30 protein-coding genes are annotated in these 23057 nt (G+C 55.8%); 29 read left to right on the top strand and 1 reads right to left on the bottom strand.

What is annotated here, in order from left to right:
- Window positions 1-6: 6 nt before the first annotated feature.
- The 4 genes from Q1A43_RS03745 (at window position 7) to Q1A43_RS03730 (ending at window position 4401) form a co-directional block, all read left to right on the top strand.
- Window positions 7-1950 carry an acetyl/propionyl/methylcrotonyl-CoA carboxylase subunit alpha gene (locus Q1A43_RS03745; protein WP_299932686.1) on the top strand — a complete coding sequence of 648 codons (1944 nt, stop codon included), beginning with the start codon at window positions 7-9 and terminating at the stop codon, window positions 1948-1950.
- A 135-nt stretch (window positions 1951-2085) separates the two neighbouring features.
- Window positions 2086-2757, top strand: coding sequence for a glutathione S-transferase family protein (locus tag Q1A43_RS03740; protein ID WP_299932684.1), 672 nt, complete (start codon window positions 2086-2088; stop codon window positions 2755-2757).
- A 3-nt stretch (window positions 2758-2760) separates the two neighbouring features.
- Complete coding sequence (locus Q1A43_RS03735; protein WP_299932681.1) at window positions 2761-3618, top strand: hydroxymethylglutaryl-CoA lyase; 858 nt, start codon at window positions 2761-2763, stop codon at window positions 3616-3618.
- Window positions 3619-4401, top strand: a complete 783-nt coding sequence (locus Q1A43_RS03730; RefSeq protein WP_299932678.1) for a crotonase/enoyl-CoA hydratase family protein — start codon at window positions 3619-3621, stop codon at window positions 4399-4401.
- A 9-nt stretch (window positions 4402-4410) separates the two neighbouring features.
- Here the strand turns inward: Q1A43_RS03730 and Q1A43_RS03725 are convergent, their stop codons facing one another.
- On the bottom strand, window positions 4411-4854 hold the full coding sequence (locus tag Q1A43_RS03725) for a hypothetical protein (RefSeq protein ID WP_299932676.1): 444 nt from the start codon (window positions 4852-4854) through the stop codon (window positions 4411-4413).
- A gap of 88 nt (window positions 4855-4942) precedes the next feature.
- On the opposite strand from Q1A43_RS03725, the gene Q1A43_RS03720 reads away from it, so the two are divergent.
- From Q1A43_RS03720 to nuoK, 25 genes are all read left to right on the top strand, one after another.
- Window positions 4943-5329: a hypothetical protein gene (locus Q1A43_RS03720; protein WP_299927433.1), complete on the top strand. Its 387-nt coding sequence runs from the start codon at window positions 4943-4945 to the stop codon at window positions 5327-5329.
- 255 nt (window positions 5330-5584) lie between these two features.
- On the top strand, window positions 5585-5950 hold the full coding sequence (locus Q1A43_RS03715) for an NADH-quinone oxidoreductase subunit A (protein WP_299927431.1): 366 nt from the start codon (window positions 5585-5587) through the stop codon (window positions 5948-5950).
- On the top strand, window positions 5941-6471 hold the full coding sequence (locus tag Q1A43_RS03710) for an NADH-quinone oxidoreductase subunit B family protein (protein WP_299932673.1): 531 nt from the start codon (window positions 5941-5943) through the stop codon (window positions 6469-6471). Before Q1A43_RS03715 ends, Q1A43_RS03710 begins: the two co-directional genes overlap by 10 nt.
- Window positions 6468-7079, top strand: coding sequence for an NADH-quinone oxidoreductase subunit C (locus Q1A43_RS03705; protein ID WP_299927425.1), 612 nt, complete (start codon window positions 6468-6470; stop codon window positions 7077-7079). Before Q1A43_RS03710 ends, Q1A43_RS03705 begins: the two co-directional genes overlap by 4 nt.
- Window positions 7079-7345 carry a hypothetical protein gene (locus Q1A43_RS03700; RefSeq protein ID WP_299932671.1) on the top strand — a complete coding sequence of 89 codons (267 nt, stop codon included), beginning with the start codon at window positions 7079-7081 and terminating at the stop codon, window positions 7343-7345. The genes Q1A43_RS03705 and Q1A43_RS03700 overlap by 1 nt, the downstream gene beginning before the upstream one ends.
- Window positions 7346-8566 carry an NADH-quinone oxidoreductase subunit D gene (locus Q1A43_RS03695; RefSeq protein WP_299927419.1) on the top strand — a complete coding sequence of 407 codons (1221 nt, stop codon included), beginning with the start codon at window positions 7346-7348 and terminating at the stop codon, window positions 8564-8566.
- A gap of 131 nt (window positions 8567-8697) precedes the next feature.
- Complete coding sequence (locus Q1A43_RS03690; protein ID WP_299927417.1) at window positions 8698-8988, top strand: hypothetical protein; 291 nt, start codon at window positions 8698-8700, stop codon at window positions 8986-8988.
- An 84-nt stretch (window positions 8989-9072) separates the two neighbouring features.
- On the top strand, window positions 9073-10371 hold the full coding sequence (locus Q1A43_RS03685; RefSeq protein WP_299932669.1) for an NADH-quinone oxidoreductase subunit E: 1299 nt from the start codon (window positions 9073-9075) through the stop codon (window positions 10369-10371).
- Window positions 10372-10404: 33 nt separating this feature from the next.
- Entirely contained in the window at window positions 10405-11661 is a 1257-nt protein-coding gene (locus Q1A43_RS03680) for a hypothetical protein (protein WP_299932667.1), read from the top strand.
- Window positions 11662-11789: 128 nt separating this feature from the next.
- A complete protein-coding gene (locus Q1A43_RS03675) occupies window positions 11790-12653 on the top strand; it encodes a hypothetical protein (RefSeq protein WP_299932664.1) in 864 nt (287 codons plus the stop codon).
- Between the two features lie 14 nt (window positions 12654-12667).
- Entirely contained in the window at window positions 12668-12886 is a 219-nt protein-coding gene (locus Q1A43_RS03670; protein WP_299927405.1) for a DUF5337 domain-containing protein, read from the top strand.
- A 7-nt stretch (window positions 12887-12893) separates the two neighbouring features.
- Window positions 12894-14192 (top strand): NADH-quinone oxidoreductase subunit NuoF, encoded by a 1299-nt coding sequence (gene nuoF / locus Q1A43_RS03665; protein ID WP_299932661.1) that lies wholly within the window; start codon window positions 12894-12896, stop codon window positions 14190-14192.
- 642 nt (window positions 14193-14834) lie between these two features.
- Window positions 14835-15179 (top strand): hypothetical protein, encoded by a 345-nt coding sequence (locus tag Q1A43_RS03660; protein WP_299932659.1) that lies wholly within the window; start codon window positions 14835-14837, stop codon window positions 15177-15179.
- 119 nt (window positions 15180-15298) lie between these two features.
- A complete protein-coding gene (locus Q1A43_RS03655; RefSeq protein ID WP_299927398.1) occupies window positions 15299-15691 on the top strand; it encodes a DUF5333 domain-containing protein in 393 nt (130 codons plus the stop codon).
- Window positions 15692-15956: 265 nt separating this feature from the next.
- Window positions 15957-17975 carry an NADH-quinone oxidoreductase subunit NuoG gene (gene nuoG, locus Q1A43_RS03650; protein WP_299932656.1) on the top strand — a complete coding sequence of 673 codons (2019 nt, stop codon included), beginning with the start codon at window positions 15957-15959 and terminating at the stop codon, window positions 17973-17975.
- A gap of 2 nt (window positions 17976-17977) precedes the next feature.
- Window positions 17978-18376: a hypothetical protein gene (locus Q1A43_RS03645; RefSeq protein WP_299932653.1), complete on the top strand. Its 399-nt coding sequence runs from the start codon at window positions 17978-17980 to the stop codon at window positions 18374-18376.
- Between the two features lie 7 nt (window positions 18377-18383).
- Window positions 18384-19421, top strand: coding sequence for an NADH-quinone oxidoreductase subunit NuoH (nuoH, locus tag Q1A43_RS03640; protein WP_299927389.1), 1038 nt, complete (start codon window positions 18384-18386; stop codon window positions 19419-19421).
- A gap of 103 nt (window positions 19422-19524) precedes the next feature.
- Window positions 19525-19866, top strand: coding sequence for a hypothetical protein (locus Q1A43_RS03635; RefSeq protein ID WP_299927386.1), 342 nt, complete (start codon window positions 19525-19527; stop codon window positions 19864-19866).
- Window positions 19866-20360 carry an NADH-quinone oxidoreductase subunit NuoI gene (gene nuoI, locus Q1A43_RS03630; protein ID WP_299927383.1) on the top strand — a complete coding sequence of 165 codons (495 nt, stop codon included), beginning with the start codon at window positions 19866-19868 and terminating at the stop codon, window positions 20358-20360. The genes Q1A43_RS03635 and nuoI overlap by 1 nt, the downstream gene beginning before the upstream one ends.
- An 11-nt stretch (window positions 20361-20371) precedes the next feature.
- Window positions 20372-20899 carry a hypothetical protein gene (locus Q1A43_RS03625; RefSeq protein WP_299932650.1) on the top strand — a complete coding sequence of 176 codons (528 nt, stop codon included), beginning with the start codon at window positions 20372-20374 and terminating at the stop codon, window positions 20897-20899.
- The gene (locus Q1A43_RS03620) at window positions 20896-21300 is read left to right on the top strand and encodes a carboxymuconolactone decarboxylase family protein (RefSeq protein ID WP_299927377.1); all 405 of its coding nucleotides are present in this window, start codon (window positions 20896-20898) and stop codon (window positions 21298-21300) included. The genes Q1A43_RS03625 and Q1A43_RS03620 overlap by 4 nt, the downstream gene beginning before the upstream one ends.
- Window positions 21297-21905 (top strand): NADH-quinone oxidoreductase subunit J, encoded by a 609-nt coding sequence (locus tag Q1A43_RS03615; protein ID WP_299927374.1) that lies wholly within the window; start codon window positions 21297-21299, stop codon window positions 21903-21905. The genes Q1A43_RS03620 and Q1A43_RS03615 overlap by 4 nt, the downstream gene beginning before the upstream one ends.
- 30 nt (window positions 21906-21935) lie before the next feature.
- Window positions 21936-22448, top strand: a complete 513-nt coding sequence (locus tag Q1A43_RS03610; RefSeq protein ID WP_299932647.1) for a hypothetical protein — start codon at window positions 21936-21938, stop codon at window positions 22446-22448.
- Complete coding sequence (locus Q1A43_RS03605) at window positions 22445-22612, top strand: hypothetical protein (RefSeq protein WP_299932643.1); 168 nt, start codon at window positions 22445-22447, stop codon at window positions 22610-22612. Before Q1A43_RS03610 ends, Q1A43_RS03605 begins: the two co-directional genes overlap by 4 nt.
- Window positions 22613-22747: 135 nt before the next feature.
- Entirely contained in the window at window positions 22748-23053 is a 306-nt protein-coding gene (gene nuoK, locus Q1A43_RS03600) for an NADH-quinone oxidoreductase subunit NuoK (RefSeq protein WP_097802727.1), read from the top strand.
- Window positions 23054-23057: the final 4 nt, after the last annotated feature.

Below are 23057 nucleotides of genomic sequence, written 5' to 3'. Positions count from 1 at the left end.
TACCCCATGTTTGATACCATTTTGATCGCCAACCGTGGTGAAATCGCCTGTCGCGTTATCGAAACTGCGCGTAAAATGGGCCTGCGCAGTGTCGCGGTGCATTCTGATGTTGATGCGGGCGCGAAACATGTGGCTTTGGCCGACGACGCGATTTGCATCGGCGAAGCGGCCCCGGCGGCAAGCTATCTGCGCGGCGACGCAATCATCGCCGCGGCGCAGGCCACAGGGGCGCAGCTAATCCATCCGGGATACGGTTTTTTGTCCGAAAACCCCGATTTTGTTGATCAAGTCGAGGCCGCAGGTCTGACCTTTGTCGGCCCATCTGCCCATGCGATCCGTTCTATGGGGCTCAAGGATGCGGCCAAAAGGCTGATGCAAGAGGCAGGCGTGCCAATTGTTCCGGGCTACATGGGAGAAGACCAAGATCCCGGACATCTAGAGGTCGAGGCGCAAAGCATCGGCTATCCGGTCCTTATCAAAGCGGTTGCCGGGGGCGGCGGCAAAGGCATGCGCCTTGTTGAGCGTCCCGAAGAATTTGTCGACGCATTGGAAAGCGCCAAATCCGAGGCGCGGACCGCCTTTGGCAATGATCATGTGCTGATTGAAAAGTTCATCTCGCAACCTCGTCACATTGAGGTGCAGGTGTTTGGCGATGGTGAAAAAGCCGTGCATTTGTTTGAACGCGATTGTTCGCTTCAGCGTCGCCACCAAAAGGTCATCGAAGAAGCGCCAGCACCGGATATGCCGGAGAACGTCCGCCAAGCCATGGGGCAGGCGGCGGTACGCGCCGCCGAGGCGATTGGCTACAAAGGGGCGGGGACGGTCGAATTCATCGTGGATGGCTCGGACGGGCTTCGCGAGGACGGGTTCTGGTTCATGGAAATGAACACCCGATTACAGGTTGAACATCCGGTGTCCGAGTTGATCACCAGTGTGGATTTGGTCGAATGGCAAATTCGCGTCGCTTCAGGCGAAAGTCTCCCTGCGCAACAGGATGAGTTGTCGATCAAGGGCCATGCCTTTGAGGCCCGTCTTTATGCCGAAGACGTTCCGGCCGGGTTCTTACCTGCCACGGGGCGTTTGGCACATTTGGCTTTCCCGGACGGGGTGCGCGCCGATAGCGGCGTGCGGTCGGGGGATGAGATCAGCCCGCATTACGACCCGATGATTGCCAAGGTGATCGTACATGGCCCGACCCGCGCCGTAGCCTTGCGGCAGTTGGCGCGCGGCTTGCGCGAAACCGAAGTGGCCGGCACGGTGACGAACCTGTCCTTTTTGGGCGCATTGGCCGAACACGACGGTTTTGGTCGCGGTGACGTCGATACCGGTCTGATCGCCCGTGACATTGACGCCTTGGTTGCGCAGCCCGATGACAATCCGCAGGCACGTGCGCAAGCGGCACTTATCGCCGCCGGGATTTGGGATCAGGACGGGGCAGGCAGCGGTTTTACCCTGTGGCAACCGCTTGTTCGAACGGTGTGGATTGAAGACGGTGGTGAGCCGCGCGAAATCAAGCTGCGAATGCGTGGTGCCGGCGATTGTTTGGTTGAAACTGATGGGCTGGTGGTCGAGGCTTTGCACACCGCGTCTGGCTGGGAACTGGATGGTGACCGCGCCGCCAATTTCGCACAAAGCGGCGATGAAATCACGATTTTCACCGATTACGGGCGGTCCTATCGTGTGATTGACCTGTTGGCGCGCGATTCTGATGGTGGCGCGGATGCGACGCTCACTCTTGCGCCGATGCCGGGGCGGGTTGTGTCGGTTCATGTGTCGCCTGGTCAAACCGTGTCCGAAGGTGATCGTTTGGCGGTATTGGAAGCGATGAAGATGGAACACACAATGGTTGCGGGCCGTGACGGGACTATTGCCGAGGTTTTGGTCGCCGATGGTGATCAGGTTGAGGCCGGTGCCCCGCTGATCCGTCTGGAAGAAGAGGTCGAGGCCTAAGCAATAACCGCTCGGCAGGCGCACCCAAAAGTTTTGCAAAACTTTTGAAAAATCCGTGCACGGATTTTGGACGAGCGCCGCGCCGGGATGGGTGAAAAACACCATGGTTGAACAAGGTCGGAGGAGGGCCACCCCATGATCAAACTGCATCACGTCCAATATGGTCGCTCGTTTCGTATTCTTTGGCTGATCGAAGAAGCGGGCCTAGAGGCCAAACTTGGCCCGCTTGAGATCATCGAACACCAAATCGGATCAAGGGAGATGCGCGAGAGTGGTTTGCCGCGTGTGTCGCCAGCAACACGCATACCGGCGATCGAGATTGATGGTTTGGAAATGGCCGAATCCGGGGCGATCCTTGAATATTTGGTCGAAACCCATGCGCCGGAGCTCGGTCGTGTCGCGGGTCACATCGAACGCGCCGCCTATTTGCAATGGATCCACTATTCGGAAACCATGGCCAGCCTGATCGAAAACCTCAACCTTCAGATGGTGTTCTTGCGACCGCCTGCGAAGCCAAGCCCGATTGTCGTCAAGCTGACTGTGGCCCGCCTGCGCGCGGCGCTTCAAGGGATGGAGGCCCGGATGAGGGAGGGCGACTGGCTTTTGCCCGATGGGTTTTCCGGGGCGGATATCATGATGGGCTTCAACCTCTTTGCTGCGCCTTACTATGTTGATCTTTCTGAGTTTCCCAAGCTCATGGCCTACAAAGCTCGCATCGAAGCCCTGCCGTCACATCAGCGGGCCTGTGCCCGAGAGGGCGCGCAACAGTTTTATGACAAAGATTTTTACCCGGTTCCGGAGGCCTGATTTGTGACCAATCACGTTGAGATTTTCGAAGTTGGCCCGCGTGACGGGTTGCAAAATGAGAAACGCCAAATCCCAACGGCGGACAAGGTGGCATTGGTTGATTGCCTTAGCCGGGCCGGGTTTAAACGCATCGAATGCGCCAGTTTTGTCAGCCCGAAATGGGTGCCACAGATGGCGGATAGTGCCGATGTTCTGGCCGGTATTCGCCGTGCTGCGGGCATTTCTTATGCGGCGCTCACACCTAATATGAAGGGGTTGGAAAACGCCATTGCCGCCAAGGCGGACGAAGTGGCGATTTTCGGTTCTGCCTCAGAGGGCTTCAGCAAGGCCAATATCAACGCGACAATCGCCGAGAGCCTTGAGCGGTTTAAACCGGTTGCACAAGCCGCCCAAGATGCGGGACTACCGGTGCGGGGCTATGTGTCTTGTGTGGTTGAATGTCCTTATGACGGGGCCGTAGATCCGGCGCAAGTGGCGCGGGTTGTGGCGGCGCTGCGCGACATGGGGTGCTACGAAATCTCGCTTGGTGACACAATTGGACGGGGTCAGCCCGAGGCCATTGCCAAGATGCTCGATGTGGTTTTGAACGAACTGCCTGCTGATAAGCTTGCCGGGCATTTTCATGATACCAGCGGCAAAGCTTTGGCCAATATTGAGGTTGCTTTGGACAAAGGGCTTCGGGTTTTTGACGGCGCGGTTGGCGGCTTGGGGGGGTGCCCTTATGCGCCGGGTGCGGCGGGCAATGTCGCCACCGAGGCGGTCCATGACCGTGTTACACAGCTGGGATATGAAACCGGCCTTGATCGGGCCATTTTGGATGAGGCCGCCCAAATGGCGCGCGCCATGCGGGGGGACGCCTGAATGTTCGAAACGATCGATATCCAAATCGACGCGCGCGGTGTCGCGACACTCACCCTCAACCGGGCGGACAAACACAACGCTATGTCGGCGCAAATGATCGCCGAGCTGACCGACGCCGCCGAGCAATTGGGCGGTGACGATGCGGTGCGTGTGGTGATCTTAACCGGGGCGGGGCGGAGCTTTTGCGCCGGAGGTGATCTACGCTGGATGCAGGATCAGATGGCCGCCGACGCCAAGACCCGCTTTGTCGAGGCCAAAAAACTGGCGATGATGCTTAAGGCGCTGAATGAAATGCCCAAACCGCTTATCGGCCGGGTCCAGGGTCAGGCCTTTGGCGGCGGTGTTGGCATGGCGTCTGTTTGTGATGTGGCGATTGGGGTTGAGGGTGCGAAGTTCGGCTTGACAGAAACCAAACTTGGCCTGATCCCCGCCACCATTGGCCCCTATGTTCTGGCCCGGTTGGGCGAGGCGATGGCGCGGCGTGTTTTCATGTCAGCCCGCATTTTCAAGGCTGATGAAGCGGTGACTTTGGGTCTTTTGGCCAAGGCAGTAACTGCGGATGAGCTTGACGCGGCAGTTGAGGCCGAGGTTGCTCCCTATCTATCGGTCGCGCCGGGGGCTGTGGCCGAGGCCAAACGCTTTACCCGGTGGCTTGGCATGCCGATCACCGAAGAGGTGATTGACCAAACGATTCAAGGGCTCGTTGATCGATGGGAAGGCGAGGAAGCCCAAGAAGGCATCGGCGCGTTTTTCGACAAACGCAAGCCGGTTTGGATTACTTGAGCATGGCTTTTAGCCGCTACAAACCGCGATTTTGCTGACTGCCCAATAGACTTCGGTCTCTTGTTTATAGAGACCGAATTCCAGCACCTGTGGATCATTGTCAGGGTTGATATGCAGCCAGATGTGATGGGGCGTACCGTCTGCGGTTAGAAAATCAACTCCAACACCGTCGTCTGGGCTGTCGCGAATATCGGCACAGGAAAAGGTTTGCACCAAGGCGGCGCGCGCTTCAACTGATCCGGCTTGCGCACAAAGAGAGATATCCTGATCAAACCGGATGTGGCGGACATTGGCGGGTAACTCAAGGAACCCACCGGGGATAGGATCAAGCCCAAGCTGCTGGCTCTCGCCTGAACAATCTTGACCTTGTGATCGGGTTTGCACTTGGTTTTCCGTCCAAGCGGGAGCCGCCGCCAAAACAATGGCACCGAAAATGACCGTTATGCGCCGCATGGCAGTCTCCTATTGATGGGGTGATTGCCGGAATGGTTCACTCAGAGTATCACGAAACCATCCATTTCCGAAATTGTGAGCCAAAGCCATGATCACGCAAATCGCCCATTTGTTCGCAACCGGCTGTCTTGCCATCATTTTCTTTCAAATTGCATTGATCGCTGGAGCTCCGCTTGGCGAATACACTCAAGGCGGCCAACATGTTGGTGCGCTTCCGCTTCGGGGGCGGATCATCGCGGCCATATCGATTCCCATTTTGCTGTTTTGCGGCTTGGCGATCCTGTCGGCGGCGGGGTTTCCCGGTTTGGATTGGCCGCGAAGGGCAGGGTGGATTGCCCTTGCTGTTATGGTGATTAGCGCGATTCTGAACTGGATCACACCGTCCAAAAAGGAACGCGCGGTCTGGGGCCCGATCATGTTGGTGATGGCGGGTTTTGCGGCCCATGTGATGATTGCCAGTCTCGGGACAAATTGACCGACCCAAGAAAACCGCGAAATGATTCCGCGACGCAAGCGCGCGCTTTGATAATTCGCAAGGCAATGCGACCATGGGTGCATTCTACCCCAAGTTTATGAAATTCAATAAAATTTCGACAATCTGCGGGTCTGTTTACCTTCGATTTCATTCTATTGAATATCAACCCGCCTTGTTGACCCTGCCTGCCCATAGGGCTAAGGCATCCCTGAACCGATCTGCGCGCGTTATGCGTGCCAAAGAAGGAGCCGCCTCGTGGAAGAGATGCTGCGGGAATACCTTCCCATCCTCGTCTTTGTGGCCATTGCCGTTGTCATTGGTCTTGTTTTCCTTTTCGCCGCCATTCTGATTGCTGTGCGCAATCCGGATCCGGAAAAGGTTTCGGCCTATGAATGCGGGTTCAACGCATTTGATGACGCCCGAATGAAATTCGATGTCCGTTTCTACCTTGTCGCGATCCTGTTCATCATTTTTGACCTCGAAATCGCCTTCTTGTTCCCATGGGCCGTGGCCTTTGCGGATATCTCGATGGTTGGCTTCTGGTCTATGATGGTCTTCTTGGCGGTGCTGACAGCCGGATTTGCTTACGAATGGAAGAAAGGGGCGCTCGAATGGGAGTGATGACAGGGACCCAGGTCGGCGCGGACAAAGAAGTCGCCACTCAGGCCATCAACCGCGAGCTGCAGGACAAAGGTTTCCTGCTGACCTCGACGGAAGACATCATTAACTGGGCGCGCACCGGCTCGCTGCACTGGATGACCTTTGGGTTGGCCTGCTGTGCAGTTGAGATGATGCACACCTCGATGCCACGTTACGACGCCGAGCGTTACGGGATCGCCCCGCGCGCCAGCCCGCGCCAGTCTGACCTGATGATCGTGGCCGGGACATTGACCAACAAAATGGCCCCGGCGCTGCGCAAGGTTTATGACCAGATGCCAGAGCCGCGCTATGTGATTTCCATGGGCTCTTGTGCCAATGGTGGTGGTTACTATCACTACAGCTATTCGGTTGTGCGTGGTTGTGATCGCATCGTGCCGGTGGACGTCTATGTGCCGGGCTGCCCGCCCACGGCTGAGGCGTTGCTCTATGGCCTGACGGCGCTGCAAAAGAAAATTCGCCGGACGGGGACACTTGTACGATGAGTGAAGCACTGAACGAACTGGGCACATTGATCGAAGCCAAACGCCCCGATTGCGTTTTGGGTTGGGAAATCGCCTATGGTGAACTCAACATTGATGTGGCCCCGGCCAATATCAAAGGCTTTGTTGAGTTTCTAAAGACCGATCCGAATTGCAAATTCTCGACTTTGGTTGACCTGTCTGGCGTTGACTACCCTGATCGGGCCAAGCGTTTTGATGTCGTCTATCACTTCTTGTCGATGTATCAAAACCACCGCATTCGCCTGCGCTTGTCTGTGCGCGAAGACGAAATGGTTCCGTCGATTGTTGATGTCCACCCTTCGGCCAATTGGTTCGAGCGTGAGACATTTGACATGTATGGCATCCTGTTCTCGGGCCACCCGGATCTGCGCCGTTTGCTGACTGACTATGGTTTCCGTGGCCACCCGCTGCGCAAAGATTTCCCAACCACAGGCTACACCGAAGTCCGTTATGACGAAGAGCTGAAACGCGTCGTCTACGAACCCGTGTCCTTGGTTCAGGAATACCGCCAGTTTGATTTCATGTCGCCATGGGAAGGCGCGCAATACGTGCTGCCCGGTGATGAAAAGCAGGAAGAGGCCAAAGGTTGATGAATAAGCTGTTTGGCTTGGTTGGATTGGGCATCTGGGGCGTATTTGTTTACGTCTACACAGATGGCATGAGCAGCCAGCAACAGTTTTTCTTTCTCCTTTCTAATCTTCTTCTCTTGGTTTTGGTTGTTCCATTTTGGAAGATGTTGCCGAGATACGGCTATCCGGCACCGCTGGCTTTGATAACACTAATCCCGGTTACTGTGCCGATCCTACTATGGATCGTGGCATTTTCCTCTCCGGTTCAGAATAAGGAGGCCAACTAAATGGACGGCTCCAAAGGTTTCGATGACGCCCTGACCGGCGAACAGAAAATCCGCAATTTCAACATCAACTTCGGGCCTCAGCACCCGGCGGCACACGGCGTGTTGCGCATGGTGCTTGAGCTGGATGGTGAGATCGTAGAACGCGCAGACCCGCATATTGGCCTGCTGCACCGTGGTACCGAAAAGCTCATGGAGAGCCGGACTTACCTGCAAAACCTGCCTTATTTGGATCGCCTCGACTACGTGGCCCCAATGAACCAAGAACACGCTTGGTGTCTGGCGATTGAAAAGCTGACCGGTGTTGAGGTTCCGCGCCGTGGCTCGCTCATCCGGGTGTTGTTTAGCGAAATCGGCCGGGTGTTGAACCACCTGCTGAACGTGACAACCCAAGCGATGGACGTCGGTGCACTAACGCCGCCGCTCTGGGGCTTTGAAGAACGCGAAAAGCTCATGATCTTTTATGAGCGCGCCTGTGGTGCCCGTCTTCACGCCAACTATTTCCGCCCCGGCGGTGTGCATCAGGACCTGCCAGAGGCGCTCTTGGATGACATCATCGAGTGGGCCGGTCATTTCCCCAATGTTCTCGATGACATCGACGGGTTGTTGACCGAAAACCGGATTTTCAAACAGCGGAACTGCGATATCGGTGTTGTGACCGAAGAAGAGATCCTTGATTGGGGCTATTCCGGTGTCATGGTGCGCGGCTCGGGCCTTGCGTGGGATTTGCGTCGCGCGCAACCCTATGAATGCTACGATGAATTCGATTTCCAAGTGCCGGTTGGCAAAAACGGCGACTGCTATGATCGCTATCTTGTCCGCATGGAAGAGATGCGCCAATCAACCAGCATCATTTTGCAGGCGATTGAAAAACTGCGTGCTCCCGAAGGGCAGGGCGATGTTTTGGCCCGTGGCAAGCTGACCCCACCAAAGCGCAGCGAAATGAAAACTTCGATGGAATCTCTGATCCACCACTTCAAGCTTTATACCGAAGGGTTCAAGGTTCCGGCCGGCGAAGTCTATGCCGCCGTCGAAGCCCCTAAAGGTGAGTTTGGGGTGTATATGGTCGCTGATGGGTCCAACAAACCTTACCGCGCCAAACTGCGCGCGCCGGGGTTCTTGCATTTGCAATCGATGGACCACGTTGCCAAAGGCCACCAACTGGCCGATGTCGCGGCAATCATCGGCACCATGGATGTCGTTTTCGGCGAAATCGATAGGTAATCTTCAAGGCGGCTGGGACACCGGCCGCTTTGTCCGTCCCTTAGTAACCAACCCTGCCAGACCAAGACAGCGCAACAGATTGGCGAAGAAACCCGCCAGACATTGCCAAGATCGTGCAGAAAGGCCTGATAATGAAGAAACTTGTTCCCGCTTTGGCCGCTATGACGTTGGCCTCCGCCTGTGTCATGCCCCCAAAGGACATCACCGACGAAGATTTGGCCGCCTATGATGCGGCTGTGGCCTCGATTGGCTGTGATCTCGTCGCTGAACGGCATTATCTGCCGGTTGAACTGCAAACCGGGCTGCCACGGGAAAAAGTTATCGAAGTCGGCCAATATCGGTTGCAAACCGAAGAAGCGGTTGCGCTTGAAGGCGGCGGAATTCGTTTGATAACAGGGGCCTGCGCGCCCACAGAGGCCTAAACCTTTCACGTAAGGGGCCACAGGAATAGAAAACAGTGACCGGGGTGACATGGTTCCCGGTTAGCCAACCGAAAGACCAAAGATATGCTGCGTCGTTTGCACTCTGAGCAACCTGAAAGCTTCGAATTCACCCCGGCTAACCTGGCTTGGGCGCAAAATCAGGTCAGCAAATACCCCCAAGGCCGTCAGGCCAGCGCGATCATCCCACTTTTGTGGCGCGCGCAGGAGCAAGAAAGCTGGCTCACCCGTCCAGCGATTGAATATGTCGCGGACATGCTGGGTATGGCCTACATTCGCGCACTCGAAGTGGCGTCATTCTATTTCATGTTTCAGCTGCAACCGGTTGGAACTGTTGCGCATATTCAGATTTGTGGCACCCTGTCCTGCATGATCTGCGGGGCCGAAGACCTGATGGCGGTCTGCAAAGACAAAATTGCCGACAAGCCGCACACGGTGTCGGCGGATGGCAAATTCAGCTGGGAAGAGGTCGAGTGCCTTGGTGCCTGCACCAACGCCCCCATGGCCCAGATCGGCAAAGACTATTACGAAGACCTAACAGCCGAAAAGCTGGGGCAACTGTTAGATGATATGGCCGCTGGCAAAGTTCCGACGGTTGGCCCCCAAAATGGTCGCTTCGCATCCGAGCCGGAATCGGGCATCTCGTCGTTGACCGAGTTTGTGAACGGCTCGATCAAGCTGAATGCCTCGGCGCAATTGGCCGATGACATTGGCGACACAATCAAACGTATTGATGGCACCGAAGTTCCGGTAGTTCAGGGCTGGGAAGATCAGTCAAACGGTGGCGCGGCGGCTGCGGTTTCCTTGGCTTCTGATGCTGTTTCTGCGCCGGTGAGCAAGCCTTCTTCGACGACAGAAGAGGCGGCCGCCGAGGTTGAACCTGCAACGTCTGAGACTACTGCGGACACTGCTGTTTTAAAAGCCTCAAAAGAGCTTCCGGGCCAGGCGGACCTTGCTGAACGCAAGGGCGAATGGCGTTACGAGAGCGGCGACAAGGCTGATGCTGGGGAAAAAACAGCCGCTGAAGTCAAAGCTACGACCAATGTCTCGGAGCCTGTAGAAGCCAGTGCCGAAGACAAACCCGCCGCCCTTGACGCGGCCCGCGAGGGCGGTGCGGATGATCTGAAACTGATCAAAGGCGTCGGCCCAAAGCTTGAAAAACTCCTTAATTCCATGGGCTTCTTCCATTTTGACCAAGTCGCGGCTTGGACAGACAAAGAGTTGGGCTGGGTGGATCAGAACCTTGAAGGGTTCAAAGGTCGCGCCAGCCGCGATAATTGGGTGTCCCAAGCCAAAACCCTTGCTTCCGGGGAAGAAACCGAATTTGCTACCCGTGCAAAAAAGGACGACATCTATAAAGACTAGGTGTCAGTGATAAAGCGGATAGGGAGTTTGGGAATGAACAACGCAAATGGCGGACAGAGTTGCCCGGTTAAATGCTGGACAGTCGCCGGTGTCATAGGGGTACTTGTTGCCCTAATGGCTATCGCGGTGGCCGGGAAGAGCATTTTTGCAGGGCTGATTTTGGGAATTCTGGCGGCGGTGCTGCTTGGGTTCTTGTTCAAATGGCTCTTTTGCGCGGACGTGCCAGCTATTGGAGCCAGCAGTCCAGCTGAGGCGCAACCTGTGGACAGCGCAGGTCGCGGCGCGGGCGTTGCCGCTGCGGCTGGTGTTGCCGCTGCCGGAGCGAGCGCCGCAAAACCGGCACCCGAAGCGTCGGTACCACCCGCGGAATCAGCAACAGCCAAGGCAGACCCAGTCTCCGAAGATACAACTGGGGCAAAGGCTGACGAAAGCGAAGCGGATGCTGTTGAGGCATCGGGCGGCGCATTCGACGGTGAAGGTGAAGCTGCTGGTACGGTCAAACCCTCCAAAGCCTTGGCAGGCGAAGCCGATTTGGCCGAGCGTAAGGGTGAATGGAGCTATGACGGCGAAGCCGATGCCGAGGCAGGTGACGCCGGTGCGGACGCCAAAGGGAATGACACGAGCGCCGACAAGCCGGTCGCAGCTGAAAGCACTGGCGATGATGCTGCGGCCGCAGCTTCCGACGCCTCTGATGCCGATGTCCCTGATGGTGGTGACGATGCAACCGAGACTGTGATCAAGCCATCGACTGAATTGCCAGGGCAGGCTGATCTTGCTGCGCGCAAGGGAACTTGGCGCTATGACGGTGGCGACAAGGATGTGGCTGAGGCGTCTTCGCCGGCGGCAGAAAAAAAAGCTGCTGCAACTGAGGAACCTGCTGCGGCAGCGCCGCAAGAGGCGGCAGTAGCAGCCGCGACCGAGACGGCCCCAAAAACGGAAGCGACGCCCAAAGATCAAGGCGAAGACTATGATGGTGATGGCGTCAAGGAAGGCACCGAAGAGGGGTCCAAGCCGGATTTACTCGAAGCGCCCTTGGAAGGCGGCCCCGATAACTTGAAAGAAATCAAAGGTATTGGGCCAAAGCTTGAAAAGGTTTGTCATAGCCTTGGCGTCTACCACTTTAGCCAAATTGCCGCTTGGACCGAGGACGAGGTTGCTTGGGCCAATGCTAATCTGGTTGGTTTCAAAGGCCGCGTGACCCGCGATAATTGGGTTGAGCAGGCCAAAATACTGGCGGCGGGTGGGGAAACTGAATTCTCCAAACGCGTCGACAAAGGCGGGGTCTACTAAGACCCTGCGACACCGCTATGCCTTGCATGCTGCGCTGCAGTATGCAAGGCGTGACCTAGCAACGTTGGGGAGGAACGGGGCTTTAATTGCGCAGGTGTTCTGCGCTTTTCATAGTTTGGAGCGATGACGTGACCAAGACGACCCCACTGTACACCATGACCCCTGATTTTACCTCTGTTGCGCGCATGATGGCCATGCAAACAAAATTTGCTGCCCAGTCGAGCGAAGCTGCCATGCGGTTTGCCTATCTTCCTTGGAAGAGTTGGAGCGCCGGTTTTGGTGCCCTGAATTCCGCAGTTGCGCCGAAAACTTCGGTATCTGCTAAAGTGACCGCCAAAGCGGCCCAAAAGGTTTCGGAAAAGAAGCCTGCGAAACAAGCCGCCGTTGCCGAGACTCCTGTAAAAGTTGAGCCTGTTGCGAAGCCTGCTCCTGCAAAAGTTGCAAGCTCCAAGATCGAGCCTGTTGCAAAGCCAGTCGAGAAGACGATCGCAAAGACAAATACTCCGGCTCCGGCCAAGAAAGTCGCCGCACCTGCTCCAAAAGCCGCAGCTCCAAAAGACACTGCACCGAAAGCCGCTGCACCAGCGCCCAAAGTGGTTGAAGCCCCTAAGGTGGTAGAGGCCAAAGTAGCGGCCCCAAAGCCCGCTACGCCCGCGCCGAAGCCAAAAGCAGAGGCTTCCGCACCAGTTAATGCTGCCGCCAAGCCGGTAAAAGCCGAGGCAAAATCGGCCCCCAAAGCAAAGCTAGCAAGCCCCAAGCCAGAGATGCTTAAGGCGGCGCGCAACGGCAAAGCGGATGACCTAACACTATTGAAAGGTGTTGGCCCGAAATTGGCTTTGGCCTTGCAAGAGGCTGGCATTTTTCATTACGACCAGATTGCGGAATGGAGCGAAGCCCAGACCGCATGGGTAGATGACAACATCGCCGGTGTGCGGGGACGGGCTTCGCGCAATGATTGGGTCAATCAGGCCCTCGAACTGGCAACCGCATAAGCTTGGGGGCGGGCATGAACGATAAGGTCAATCAGGCACGGCAAGGGCGGGTGATTTCGCTCGTCATTGCCGGTGTTGCGATTGGTTGGATCGTCATGACCGCCCTTGGGCAAGCGTTGGATTGGACCCAGCGCACACGCGTCTTGTTTGACCTTTTGGCTTTGGCCGGGTTCGCAATGGCGATATGGATGATTTACGGACTCTGGCGGGACCGCCAGAAAGACAAGGATTAGGTAGGCTATGCTGCAGGATCAGGATCGGATCTTTACCAACCTCTACGGAATGCATGACCGGACGCTGGCCGGCGCCCAAAAGCGCGGCCACTGGGATGGAACTGCAAAAATCATCCAGAACGGACGTGACTGGATCATCGATCAGATGAAAGCCTCGGGCCTACGTGGTCGCGGTGGTGCGGGCTTCCCGACCGGGTTGAAATGGTCATTCATGCCCAAAGAAAGCGACGGTCGCCCGTCCTACCTTGTTGTGAATGCAGATGAATCCGAGCCGGGTACCTGTAAAGACCGCGAAATCATGCGTCATGATCCGCACACTCTAATCGAAGGGTGTTTGATCGCGTCTTTCGCCATGCAAGCTAACAAATGCTACATCTACATTCGCGGTGAATATATCCGCGAAAAAGAGGCGCTTCAGGCCGCGATTGATGAGGCATATGACGCGGGGCTTTTGGGCAAAAACGCCGCTGGGTCTGGTTGGGATTTTGATCTGTTTCTACATCACGGGGCAGGGGCCTATATCTGCGGTGAAGAAACCGCTCTGCTCGAAAGCCTTGAGGGCAAAAAGGGCATGCCACGCATGAAGCCGCCATTCCCGGCGGGCTCTGGTCTTTACGGCTGCCCCACAACCGTGAACAACGTCGAATCAATTGCGGTTGTGCCGACAATTTTGCGCCGCGGTCCCGAGTGGTTTGCCAGTTTTGGCCGCCAAAACAATGCGGGTACTAAACTCTTTGCGATTTCCGGTCACGTCAACAACCCCTGTGTTGTCGAAGAGGCCATGTCGATCAGCTTTGAAGAGCTGATTGAAAAGCACTGCGGTGGTATTCGCGGTGGTTGGGACAATCTGCTTGCGGTTATTCCGGGTGGTTCCTCGGTGCCTTGTGTGCGCGGTGAGCACATGAAAGACGCGATTATGGATTTCGATTACCTGCGCGGTGAACTTGGCTCGGGCCTCGGCACGGCGGCGGTGATCGTCATGGACAAACAGACCGACATCATCAAAGCGATCTGGCGTTTGGCGAAATTCTACAAGCACGAAAGCTGTGGCCAATGTACGCCGTGCCGCGAAGGCACCGGCTGGATGATGCGCGTCATGGAGCGTCTTGTTCGTGGCGAGGCTGATCTAGAAGAGATTGACATGCTTTGGGATGTGACCAAACAGGTCGAAGGCCACACCATTTGCGCTCTTGGCGATGCGGCGGCTTGGCCGATCCAAGGTTTGATCCGCAATTTCCGCGAAGAAATAGAAGATCGGATCAAAGCGCAAAAATCCGGTAAGCTGAGCGCGATTGCCGCCGAATAAACATGGCAGAAGACAACATCGGGGCAGGGCATTTTTGCCCCGATTGCAAAACTGCTCTTGTCCATTTGGACAGAGCCTGCCCAGTTTGCGGAAACAAAGGGGCGCTTTCGCTTGATGACGCGCCCGAAGATCCTGCTTGGAACCTGATCAAGTTTAATTTTTGGCGGTTAGCGCCATTGGGCTTGGCTTTGGTTTTAGGTGTTTTAAGTACCTGCGCTCAGCTCTAAAAACTTATTGCTAACAGTCTCTTGTGCTATCCCTTTCATGATGCGAGTAGATCATGCCTTTTCGACATGGCCCCAAAACTGGGCTTCACCCGGATCAATGTCCGGCCTGCATGACACGTCTCTATCCAATACATCGCACCTGTGATTGCGGATATCGTGGCGGGCAGGGGCCCCATCAAAAAATGCGCTTAGAGTCTTCTGTTTTTATGACAATTCTGGGCGGCTTGTTTGTTGCTGCCTGCCTTGTGGGGTTGGGATTGCTGTTCTAAGGGCGATCGTTGACTTGACCAATCCGGGCCCACGGGCGACACTTGCAATAGCCAAGTGACGCAATTGGCTTATTGGATTGAAGTGGTTAAGGTAAACGCATGGCAAGGTGGCGCAATTTCGCGCGGCTGTGCAGAGGAGGCCTGAGATGGGACGTTTCGCAATCTTTTTGATGATGGGGCTGGCGGTTGCCGGGTGTTCAAAACTGAACCTCAATAGCAGCAAAATGCCAACCTTTGATGGCCAAACCTTCAACACCAAGGCCAAGGCCGAGCGGTCAGACCGCCAGCATTTTGTCGCCAGCGTTAAACCCGTGTCCAATTCCTTGGAGGGCGCTATTGAAGCGGCCGAACATCAGGGGATTCGCCACTGTATCGAATACTTCGGCTCCTCCGATATCGATTGGGAAGTAGGCCCGAATACGGACCCAAGCGCGCTTGTTGTCGAAAACGACACCCTGACATTTATGGGAACTTGTCGCGACCCAGGTTAAGACAGGCTTGGTAAGATTGGTGGGAACCTGCCGATTTTTCAGTGATTTGGCGGCTGATATTGAATAACAGCCCGCCCTAGGCCCATCTTTGAGCAAATGAGTAGTCAAGGAGGGCCGCAATGCGCCTGATTCCCGTTGTTCTGATTTTTCTGGGCGCTGCCCAACCGTTGGCAGCAAAGGCACCCCTAAGCCAAGTGTCGGCAATTGATGACAAATTGATGGAAGTCGCTATTGCCGACGAGATACGCAAACAATGCGATGGCATTAACGCTCGGATGATCCGTGGCCTATCGCGATTGAATGATCTTCGGGACAAGGCCCTGTCCATGGGCTATACAAAACAAGAGATCGAGGATTACGTAACCTCGAAGAAGGAAAAGCGCCGGATGCGCGGCAAAGCCGAAGCATTCTTGACCGCAAAAGGTGTCAATTACAAAGATCGCAAGGCGCTTTGTTCCTTTGGTAAGGCTGAAATCAAGCGCCAGACTGGTATCGGAACGCTCTTGCGTTGATCGCGTGTTGCCACCTTGTCAAACCATGGTCGCATTTCGTTTTGCCCCGGCTTTGTTAACCATTCTTACCAAACCGGGGTGAAATTCTGAATATACATTCTAAACCCTGCATTTAACCGCGCCCCAATCCATGGGGGCGCGGCGATTTTTCCCGCAATTCCGTGTTCTAACGACTGGCGTCGCGCGGCTACACACGCTAGAAGGCGAGCGACCGCGGCGTGTCATAAGGGGCGCCGTGCCAGCCATGAACGTGGAAAGGCCGGGCATGTCCGATTTGCGCAAGATCATCATTGATGACCATGAAGTAGAAGTAGATGGGGCGATGACGCTCATCCAAGCCTGTGAAGAGGCTGGGATCGAGGTGCCGCGATTCTGCTATCACGAACGACTCTCTATCGCTGGCAACTGCCGGATGTGTTTGGTCGAGGTTGTGGGCGGTCCGCCCAAACCCGCCGCATCCTGTGCGATGCAGGTGCGCGATTTGCGTCCTGGCCCCGAAGGGCAGCCGCCGGTTGTGAAAACCAATTCGCCTATGGTGAAAAAGGCCCGCGAAGGGGTGATGGAGTTTATGCTCATCAACCACCCGCTGGATTGCCCGATTTGCGATCAGGGTGGTGAATGCGACCTACAAGACCAAGCCATGGCCTATGGCATGTCTGGTACGCGGTTCAACGAACCAAAGCGCGCTGTTGACGATCTCGACCTTGGGCCACTGGTTGAAACCCACATGACACGCTGCATCAGCTGCACACGTTGTGTTCGTTTTACCTCTGAGGTCGCGGGCTTGACCCAGATGGGCCAAACCGGTCGCGGCGAAGACGCCGAGATCACCAGCTATCTGAACCAGACGCTGGATTCGAACCTGCAGGGCAACATCATTGATCTGTGTCCGGTTGGGGCGCTGGTGTCGAAACCCTACGCTTTTACCGCCCGTCCTTGGGAATTGAGCAAGACCGAAACCATCGACGTGATGGATGCGCTTGGCTCCAACATTCGGGTTGATACCAAGGGGCGCGAAGTCAAACGCATCATGCCGCGCAACCACGACGGTGTGAACGAAGAATGGATTTCCGATAAATCACGTTTTGTCTGGGATGGTCTGCGTCGTCAGCGTCTCGACACGCCCTATATCCGCGAAAACGGCAAACTGCGTCCCGCCACCTGGCCCGAAGCGTTGGGCAAGGCAGCAAGTGCCATCAAAGGCGCAACCAAGCTGGGTGGTTTGGTTGGTGATCTTGCCTCGACCGAAGCGGCCTATAGCCTCAAACAGCTGGTCGAAGGGCAGGGCGGTATCGTCGAATGTCGTGTCGACGGCGCGCGTCTGCCTGCGGGCAATCGCTCGGGCTATGTTGGAACCGCAAGCATCGAAGATATCGATTCTGCCACGGCGATCATGCTCATCGGCACCAACCCACGCGAAGAAGCACCGGTTTTGAATGCCCGTATTCGTCGTGCTTGGACCAATGGCTGCAACATCGGTGTGGTTGGCGAGAAGGTCGACCTGACCTACGAATACTACCACGCCGGTACCGACCGCGCGGCGCTTCAGGCGCTTTTGGATGGAGACGTTGAAGGGGCCAAGGGCAAGGAAACTCTGGTCATTGTTGGCCAAGGTGCCATTGCCGAGGCGGATGGCGCTGCGGTTTTGGCTGCAGCTCAGAAATATGCCGAACTGACCGAAAGCAAGTTCCTTGTACTGCACACGGCTGCGGGTCGTGTTGGCGCGATGGATGTGGGCGCGGTCAATGACGGTGGCCGCAATGCGGTGTCTGATTGTGATGTGGTCTATAATCTCGGTGCCGACGAAGTCGAAATCGCCGCCGGCCCATTGGTGATCTACCAAGGGTCGCATGGGGATCGTGGGGCACACCGCGCTGACGTGATCCTGCCCGCCGCAGCTTATACCGAAGAAAACGGTCTGTTTGTGAACACCGAAGGGCGTCCACAATTGGCGATGCGTGCCGGGTTCGCGCCGGGTGAGGCCAAGGAAAACTGGGCGATCTTGCGGGCATTGAGCGCTGAGCTTGACGCCACACAGCCTTGGGATAGCCTCGCTGCGTTGCGTCAGGCTTTGGTTGCCGACGTTCCGCATTTGGCCAAGATCGACACCGTTCCAGAAAACGAGTGGCAGGCCTTGGACACCGACAAGCTGGGGAGCGCCTCGTTCCGCTATGCGATCAAGGATTTCTACCTGACCAACCCGGTTGCGCGGGCATCCAGCCTGATGGCGGATCTGTCACGTGGTGCCAAAGAGCGGGCCAATGCCCCAATGGCGGCCGAATAAGCGTGCGGGCGGTTGCCTTCATAACTTTGGTCGGATTGGCCAGCAGCCTTAGCGCCTGTACGGAGCAATCCGCACAGGCCGAGCTGCCGTTTACTCCAAAGTATGAAGGCGTTGAGACCCGTCTATTGGACGGTGATCTGGTGAATTTTCACGTGGCGATGCGCGGTGCGCGCGACGCGACGGATGTCGATGACTATGCCCGATGTGTTGCGGCGCAATATGCGCTTATTCGCGGCTATGGCTTTGCGCGGCATTTGCGCACGACAGTAAACGAAGAGGGTGGCCTCTGGCAGGGAGATGCGGTTTACACCATCTCGCCGGCGCTGCCCCGTGGGCTCAAGACGATCGACGCTGAAACCGTCGCATCGGCCTGCGCTGAGAACGGAATACCGATGGTATGAGGACCTGATGGCTGAATTCTTTACCACAACCTACCTAGGCATCGCGATTGTGATCGTGGCACAAATTCTCGCGGTTCTTGTACCACTGCTGGTGGCCTTGGCGTTTTTGATGTGGGGCGACCGCAAAATTTGGGCCGCTGTCCAGATGCGCAAAGGCCCGAACGTCGTTGGTTTCTTTGGTCTTGCCCAAAGTTTTGCCGACTTTATCAAATATATCGTCAAAGAGGTCGTTGTCCCTGCTGGTGCGGACCGCTTTGTTTACTTCCTCGCTCCGATGATTTCGCTGGTGATGAGCTTTATCGCTTGGGCGGTTATCCCGTTTAACGACGGTTGGGTGATTTCAGACCTAAATATCGCCATCCTATATGTCTTCGCGGTGTCCTCGCTTGAGGTTTACGGCGTGATCATGGGCGGTTGGGCGTCGAACTCCAAATACCCGTTCCTTGGCTCATTGCGGTCTGCGGCGCAGATGGTGTCTTATGAGGTATCGATCGGCCTGATCATCATCGGTGTGGTCATCTCGTCCGGCTCGATGAACTTTGGTGAGATCGTCAAAGCTCAAGAGGGGGCTGGCTTGCTCAGCTGGTACTGGATCCCGCATTTCCCAATGCTGATCTTGTTCTTTGTCTCGGCACTTGCTGAAACCAACCGCCCGCCGTTCGATTTGCCCGAAGCGGAATCGGAACTGGTCGCGGGTTATCAGGTTGAATATAGCTCGACGCCGTTCTTGCTCTTTATGATTGGCGAATTGACCGCCGTTGTTCTGATGTGCGCACTGATTTCGGTGATGTTCTTCGGCGGCTGGTTGTCACCGGTTCCGGGCTTGCCTGATGGCGTGTTCTGGATGGTGTCGAAGATGGTCTTTGTCTTCTTCTTCTTCTCGATGGTGAAGGCGATTACACCGCGCTACCGTTATGACCAATTGATGCGCCTTGGCTGGAAAGTCTTCCTTCCTATGTCGCTGATCTGGGTGGTCTTTGTGGCCTTTGCAGCCAAGTTCGAATGGTTCTGGGGCGTTTATGCCCGCTATGCGACCGGGGGCTGATCCATGATCGTAACAAAGCGAATTGGTCAAACTTTGGGAAAGGGCGCAAACTGCGCCCTCGACCTGACCGTTGGCCAGATGCTTTGGAACAAGGAGACCGGTTATGTCTGATCTGAAACAGGCGCTGTTGAACGCGAAGTATATCGACATGATCACCTTGGGTGATTTTGTTGTCCGCGATTGCGGGCTTCCGGATACGGACGAAGACGGCAATTTGATGCCACAGGCCAATGAAATCGCTGCGGCTCTGTTTCGTTGGGCCGCCGGAGCCGAGGCCATGCCTGCTGAAGGTTTGGGCGATGATCAAAATAACCCCGCTGAGGCCGACACGGCTGAGGACGCGGCGTTTGTTGAATATGACGAAAATGGCGATCCGCTGATGGATGCGGAAACCGCAGAAAAGCTAGAGGCTGAAATGAAGGCCCAAGCCGAGGAGACCAGTTGATGGCAAACATCGATTATGGCCGCGCAGCCAAGTACTTTCTGCTTGCGGACTTCGTAAAGGGGTTCCAGTTGGGGTTTAAATACTTCTTCGCCCCCAAGGCGACGTTGAATTACCCGCATGAAAAGGGCCCACTTAGCCCGCGTTTTCGCGGTGAACATGCCTTGCGTCGCTATCCAAATGGCGAAGAGCGTTGCATCGCTTGTAAACTTTGCGAAGCAATCTGCCCGGCGCAGGCGATCACCATCGACGCAGAACCACGCGAAGACGGATCACGCCGCACCACCCGTTATGACATCGACATGACCAAATGCATCTATTGCGGGTTCTGCCAAGAGGCTTGCCCAGTGGATGCCATTGTCGAAGGTCCGAACTTTGAATTCGCCACCGAGACCCGCGAAGAGCTGTTCTATGACAAGGACAAACTCCTTGAGAATGGCGATCGTTGGGAAGCGGAAATCGCCCGCAATCTCGAACTTGACGCCCCTTATCGCTAAGGCCTGACCAGATGTTTCTTCGCTCCACCTTCTTTGCTGCTTTTGCCATTGCGCTTCAGGCGTCAACGGTGAATTCCGCTGTGGCCGGAGCAGAGCAAGACGTTGAAAAAGGCAGTGATGCTTGGGTTGCGATGCGCGCGCAGATTTTTGCACAGGTATGTATGGCCAGCGCGCCAAGCTTTGTCGATGTTGACGCCAAGGCCAAGGATGCCGGGTTGCAAGATACCGACAGTGGTTGGCACATGCCGCCCGAGGTTTTGTTGGATGTTATTGAGCATGACAGTTTTTGCAGCTGTTTCATGACCACACATGCACCAGACCAAGACGCGATGATTGGGGCCATTCACGGCCAACTTATGCAGGGGTTTGGTACCCAATTTAGTGGCCCGGATTCTGGTTTGGCCACAGTCGCTCCGTTTCAGATGGGCGATCAAGAAGTCGTTTCGATCCTGGAGCCGCGCGACTTTGGCGGAGAAAAATGGGTTGCGGCCCGTTTGTCCGTTTTTGGCCCATGTCAGACCGAGGAGGTCACAGAATGACTGGTAAGACTCCGTTCGAATTGATGATGGAACAGGCTCAGGAAATGACCAAGGCCTTTAACCCGGCCATGACGTCCTTTGACCCGTCGGGCTTTGAAAAACTTTGGCCGACCATGGGCAAAGACGCCATGGAAATGTTCTTTGGCAAAGGGCTGTCGCAAAACGGTCTTGATGCCAAGACCCGACTGCTGCTGACATTGGCCGGTCTGACAATGCAGGGGGCACAGGCCGAAGTGCCGATGCGCTCGACGGTGCGCCACGCGATGGAAGCGGGGGCCACCGAAGAAGAAATCGCCGAAACAATCGCACAAATGTCGATGTTCGCTGGAATTCCCGCCATGACGCGGGCCATGGAGATGGCCAAGGACGTTATGGCTGAAAAAAAGGATGATGAGACATGATGGTCTTTGCCTTCTATCTGTTTGCACTTGGCGCCATTGCGGGCGGGCTGTTCACCGTGATCAGCCGCAACCCGGTGCATTCTGTTCTTTGGCTCATTCTGGCCTTTATCTCGTCGGCCGGGTTCTTTGTGATGATGGGGGCTGAATTTGTCGCCATGTTGCTGATCATTGTCTATGTCGGCGCGGTCGCGGTTCTTTTCCTCTTTGTTGTCATGATGTTGGACGTCGACTTTGCCGAGCTAAAAGCCGAGATGGCAAAGTACATGCCGCTGGCCTTGCTTATCGGTTTGATGATCCTGATGCAGCTGACTATGGCCTTTGGCGCATGGGACTTTGCCGAGGTGGCGAAATCGCAGCTGTCTGCTCCGACACCGGATGCCTCTGAAATTCACAACACCCAAGCCTTGGGCCTGATCCTTTATGATCAGTATTTCCTACTCTTCCAACTAGCCGGTTTGATCCTACTGGTTGCCATGATTGGCGCGATTGTTCTCACTCTGCGTCACCGCACGGGCGTCAAGCGTCAGGACATTCTGGCCCAGATTTATCGCGATCCTGCCAAAGCTATGGAGCTTAAGGACGTGAAACCGGGGCAGGGGCTTTAACACTTGAAACGGGCTCTTTCATATCCTGTCATGCTGCTGGGCAGTTTGATCTTGGCCTCAGGCGGGGCGCTGGCATGTTCGCCGGCCCCAAATGATCAGGCCAAGACCGAACTGGGTGCGGCCTGTTCTGTGATGCATGTGAAAGCACCCTTTGGTCGCGAAGGCCTCTCAGGGGCGGAAAACCTGTGGCTCGGATACGCGGCGCAAGTCCACTCTGTTGGTGATGGCTGTTTTGTGACCGAAACACAGATTCTGTTGGATTGTGCCAAGGACGAAGCAGTCCTGTTTGGGCCCGGTCAACCGTTGTCGACCACTGATCACCAAGCCGCCATAGCAGGCGCCTATGGTGAGGTTGTTAAATGGGCGCGGACTGATCCTGTTGATCTTGATACGACCTATGACAAGGCGGTTTCGGCCGGGCTGTGGGTTGAGCGTTTGGAAACGCTGTCAAAGCCGGTCCATCCTGCGCAGTCCGAGCATCCAGTTGATCTGACCTGTGCTTGCCGTCTTTTTTACCCTGAAACGAAGGGAGCCGGGGCATGAGCATATTCATTTTGATCAGCTGCGGGATTTGGATCGCTCTGGAGATCGCAAAGCCGAGAATGGTGAGCAAGGACGTGGTGAGTAAATCATCGCAAAAACCTAGCCCGAACAAAGACATGATGTCCCAAGCTGGGTTGCGCGGCCGAAAAGCCGACGACCGGTAAACGGGAAACGAAATACGGGGCAACCCGGATACTGCCGACATCGGCAGGTGAACAAAGAAGCAGAGCCTCCGAATTGCATTCGGGGTGTGAAGAAATTTAGACGCAGCGGCAAGTGCCGCAAAAAGGACGAGGGATATGATCGGATTGGAACATTATCTGACGGTGGCAGCGGTGCTGTTTGTCGTCGGAATTTTCGGGCTCTTCCTGAACCGCAAGAACGTCATCATCCTGTTGATGTCGATTGAACTTATGTTGCTTGCGGTGAATATCAACCTTGTGGCCTTTTCGACCCATTTGGGCGATCTGGTTGGGCAGGTCTTCACATTGTTTGTGTTGACTGTTGCCGCGGCAGAAGCCGCCATCGGCCTTGCCATTCTCGTCTGCTTCTTCCGGAACCGCGGCACGATCGCCGTGGAAGACGTCAACGTGATGAAAGGCTGACCCG

It is taken from the genome of uncultured Pelagimonas sp. (assembly GCF_947498515.1).
Lineage (GTDB): Bacteria > Pseudomonadota > Alphaproteobacteria > Rhodobacterales > Rhodobacteraceae > Pelagimonas.
Note: the sequence above shows the minus strand (reverse complement) of the source record. Positions and strands in the feature narration are given on the sequence as shown.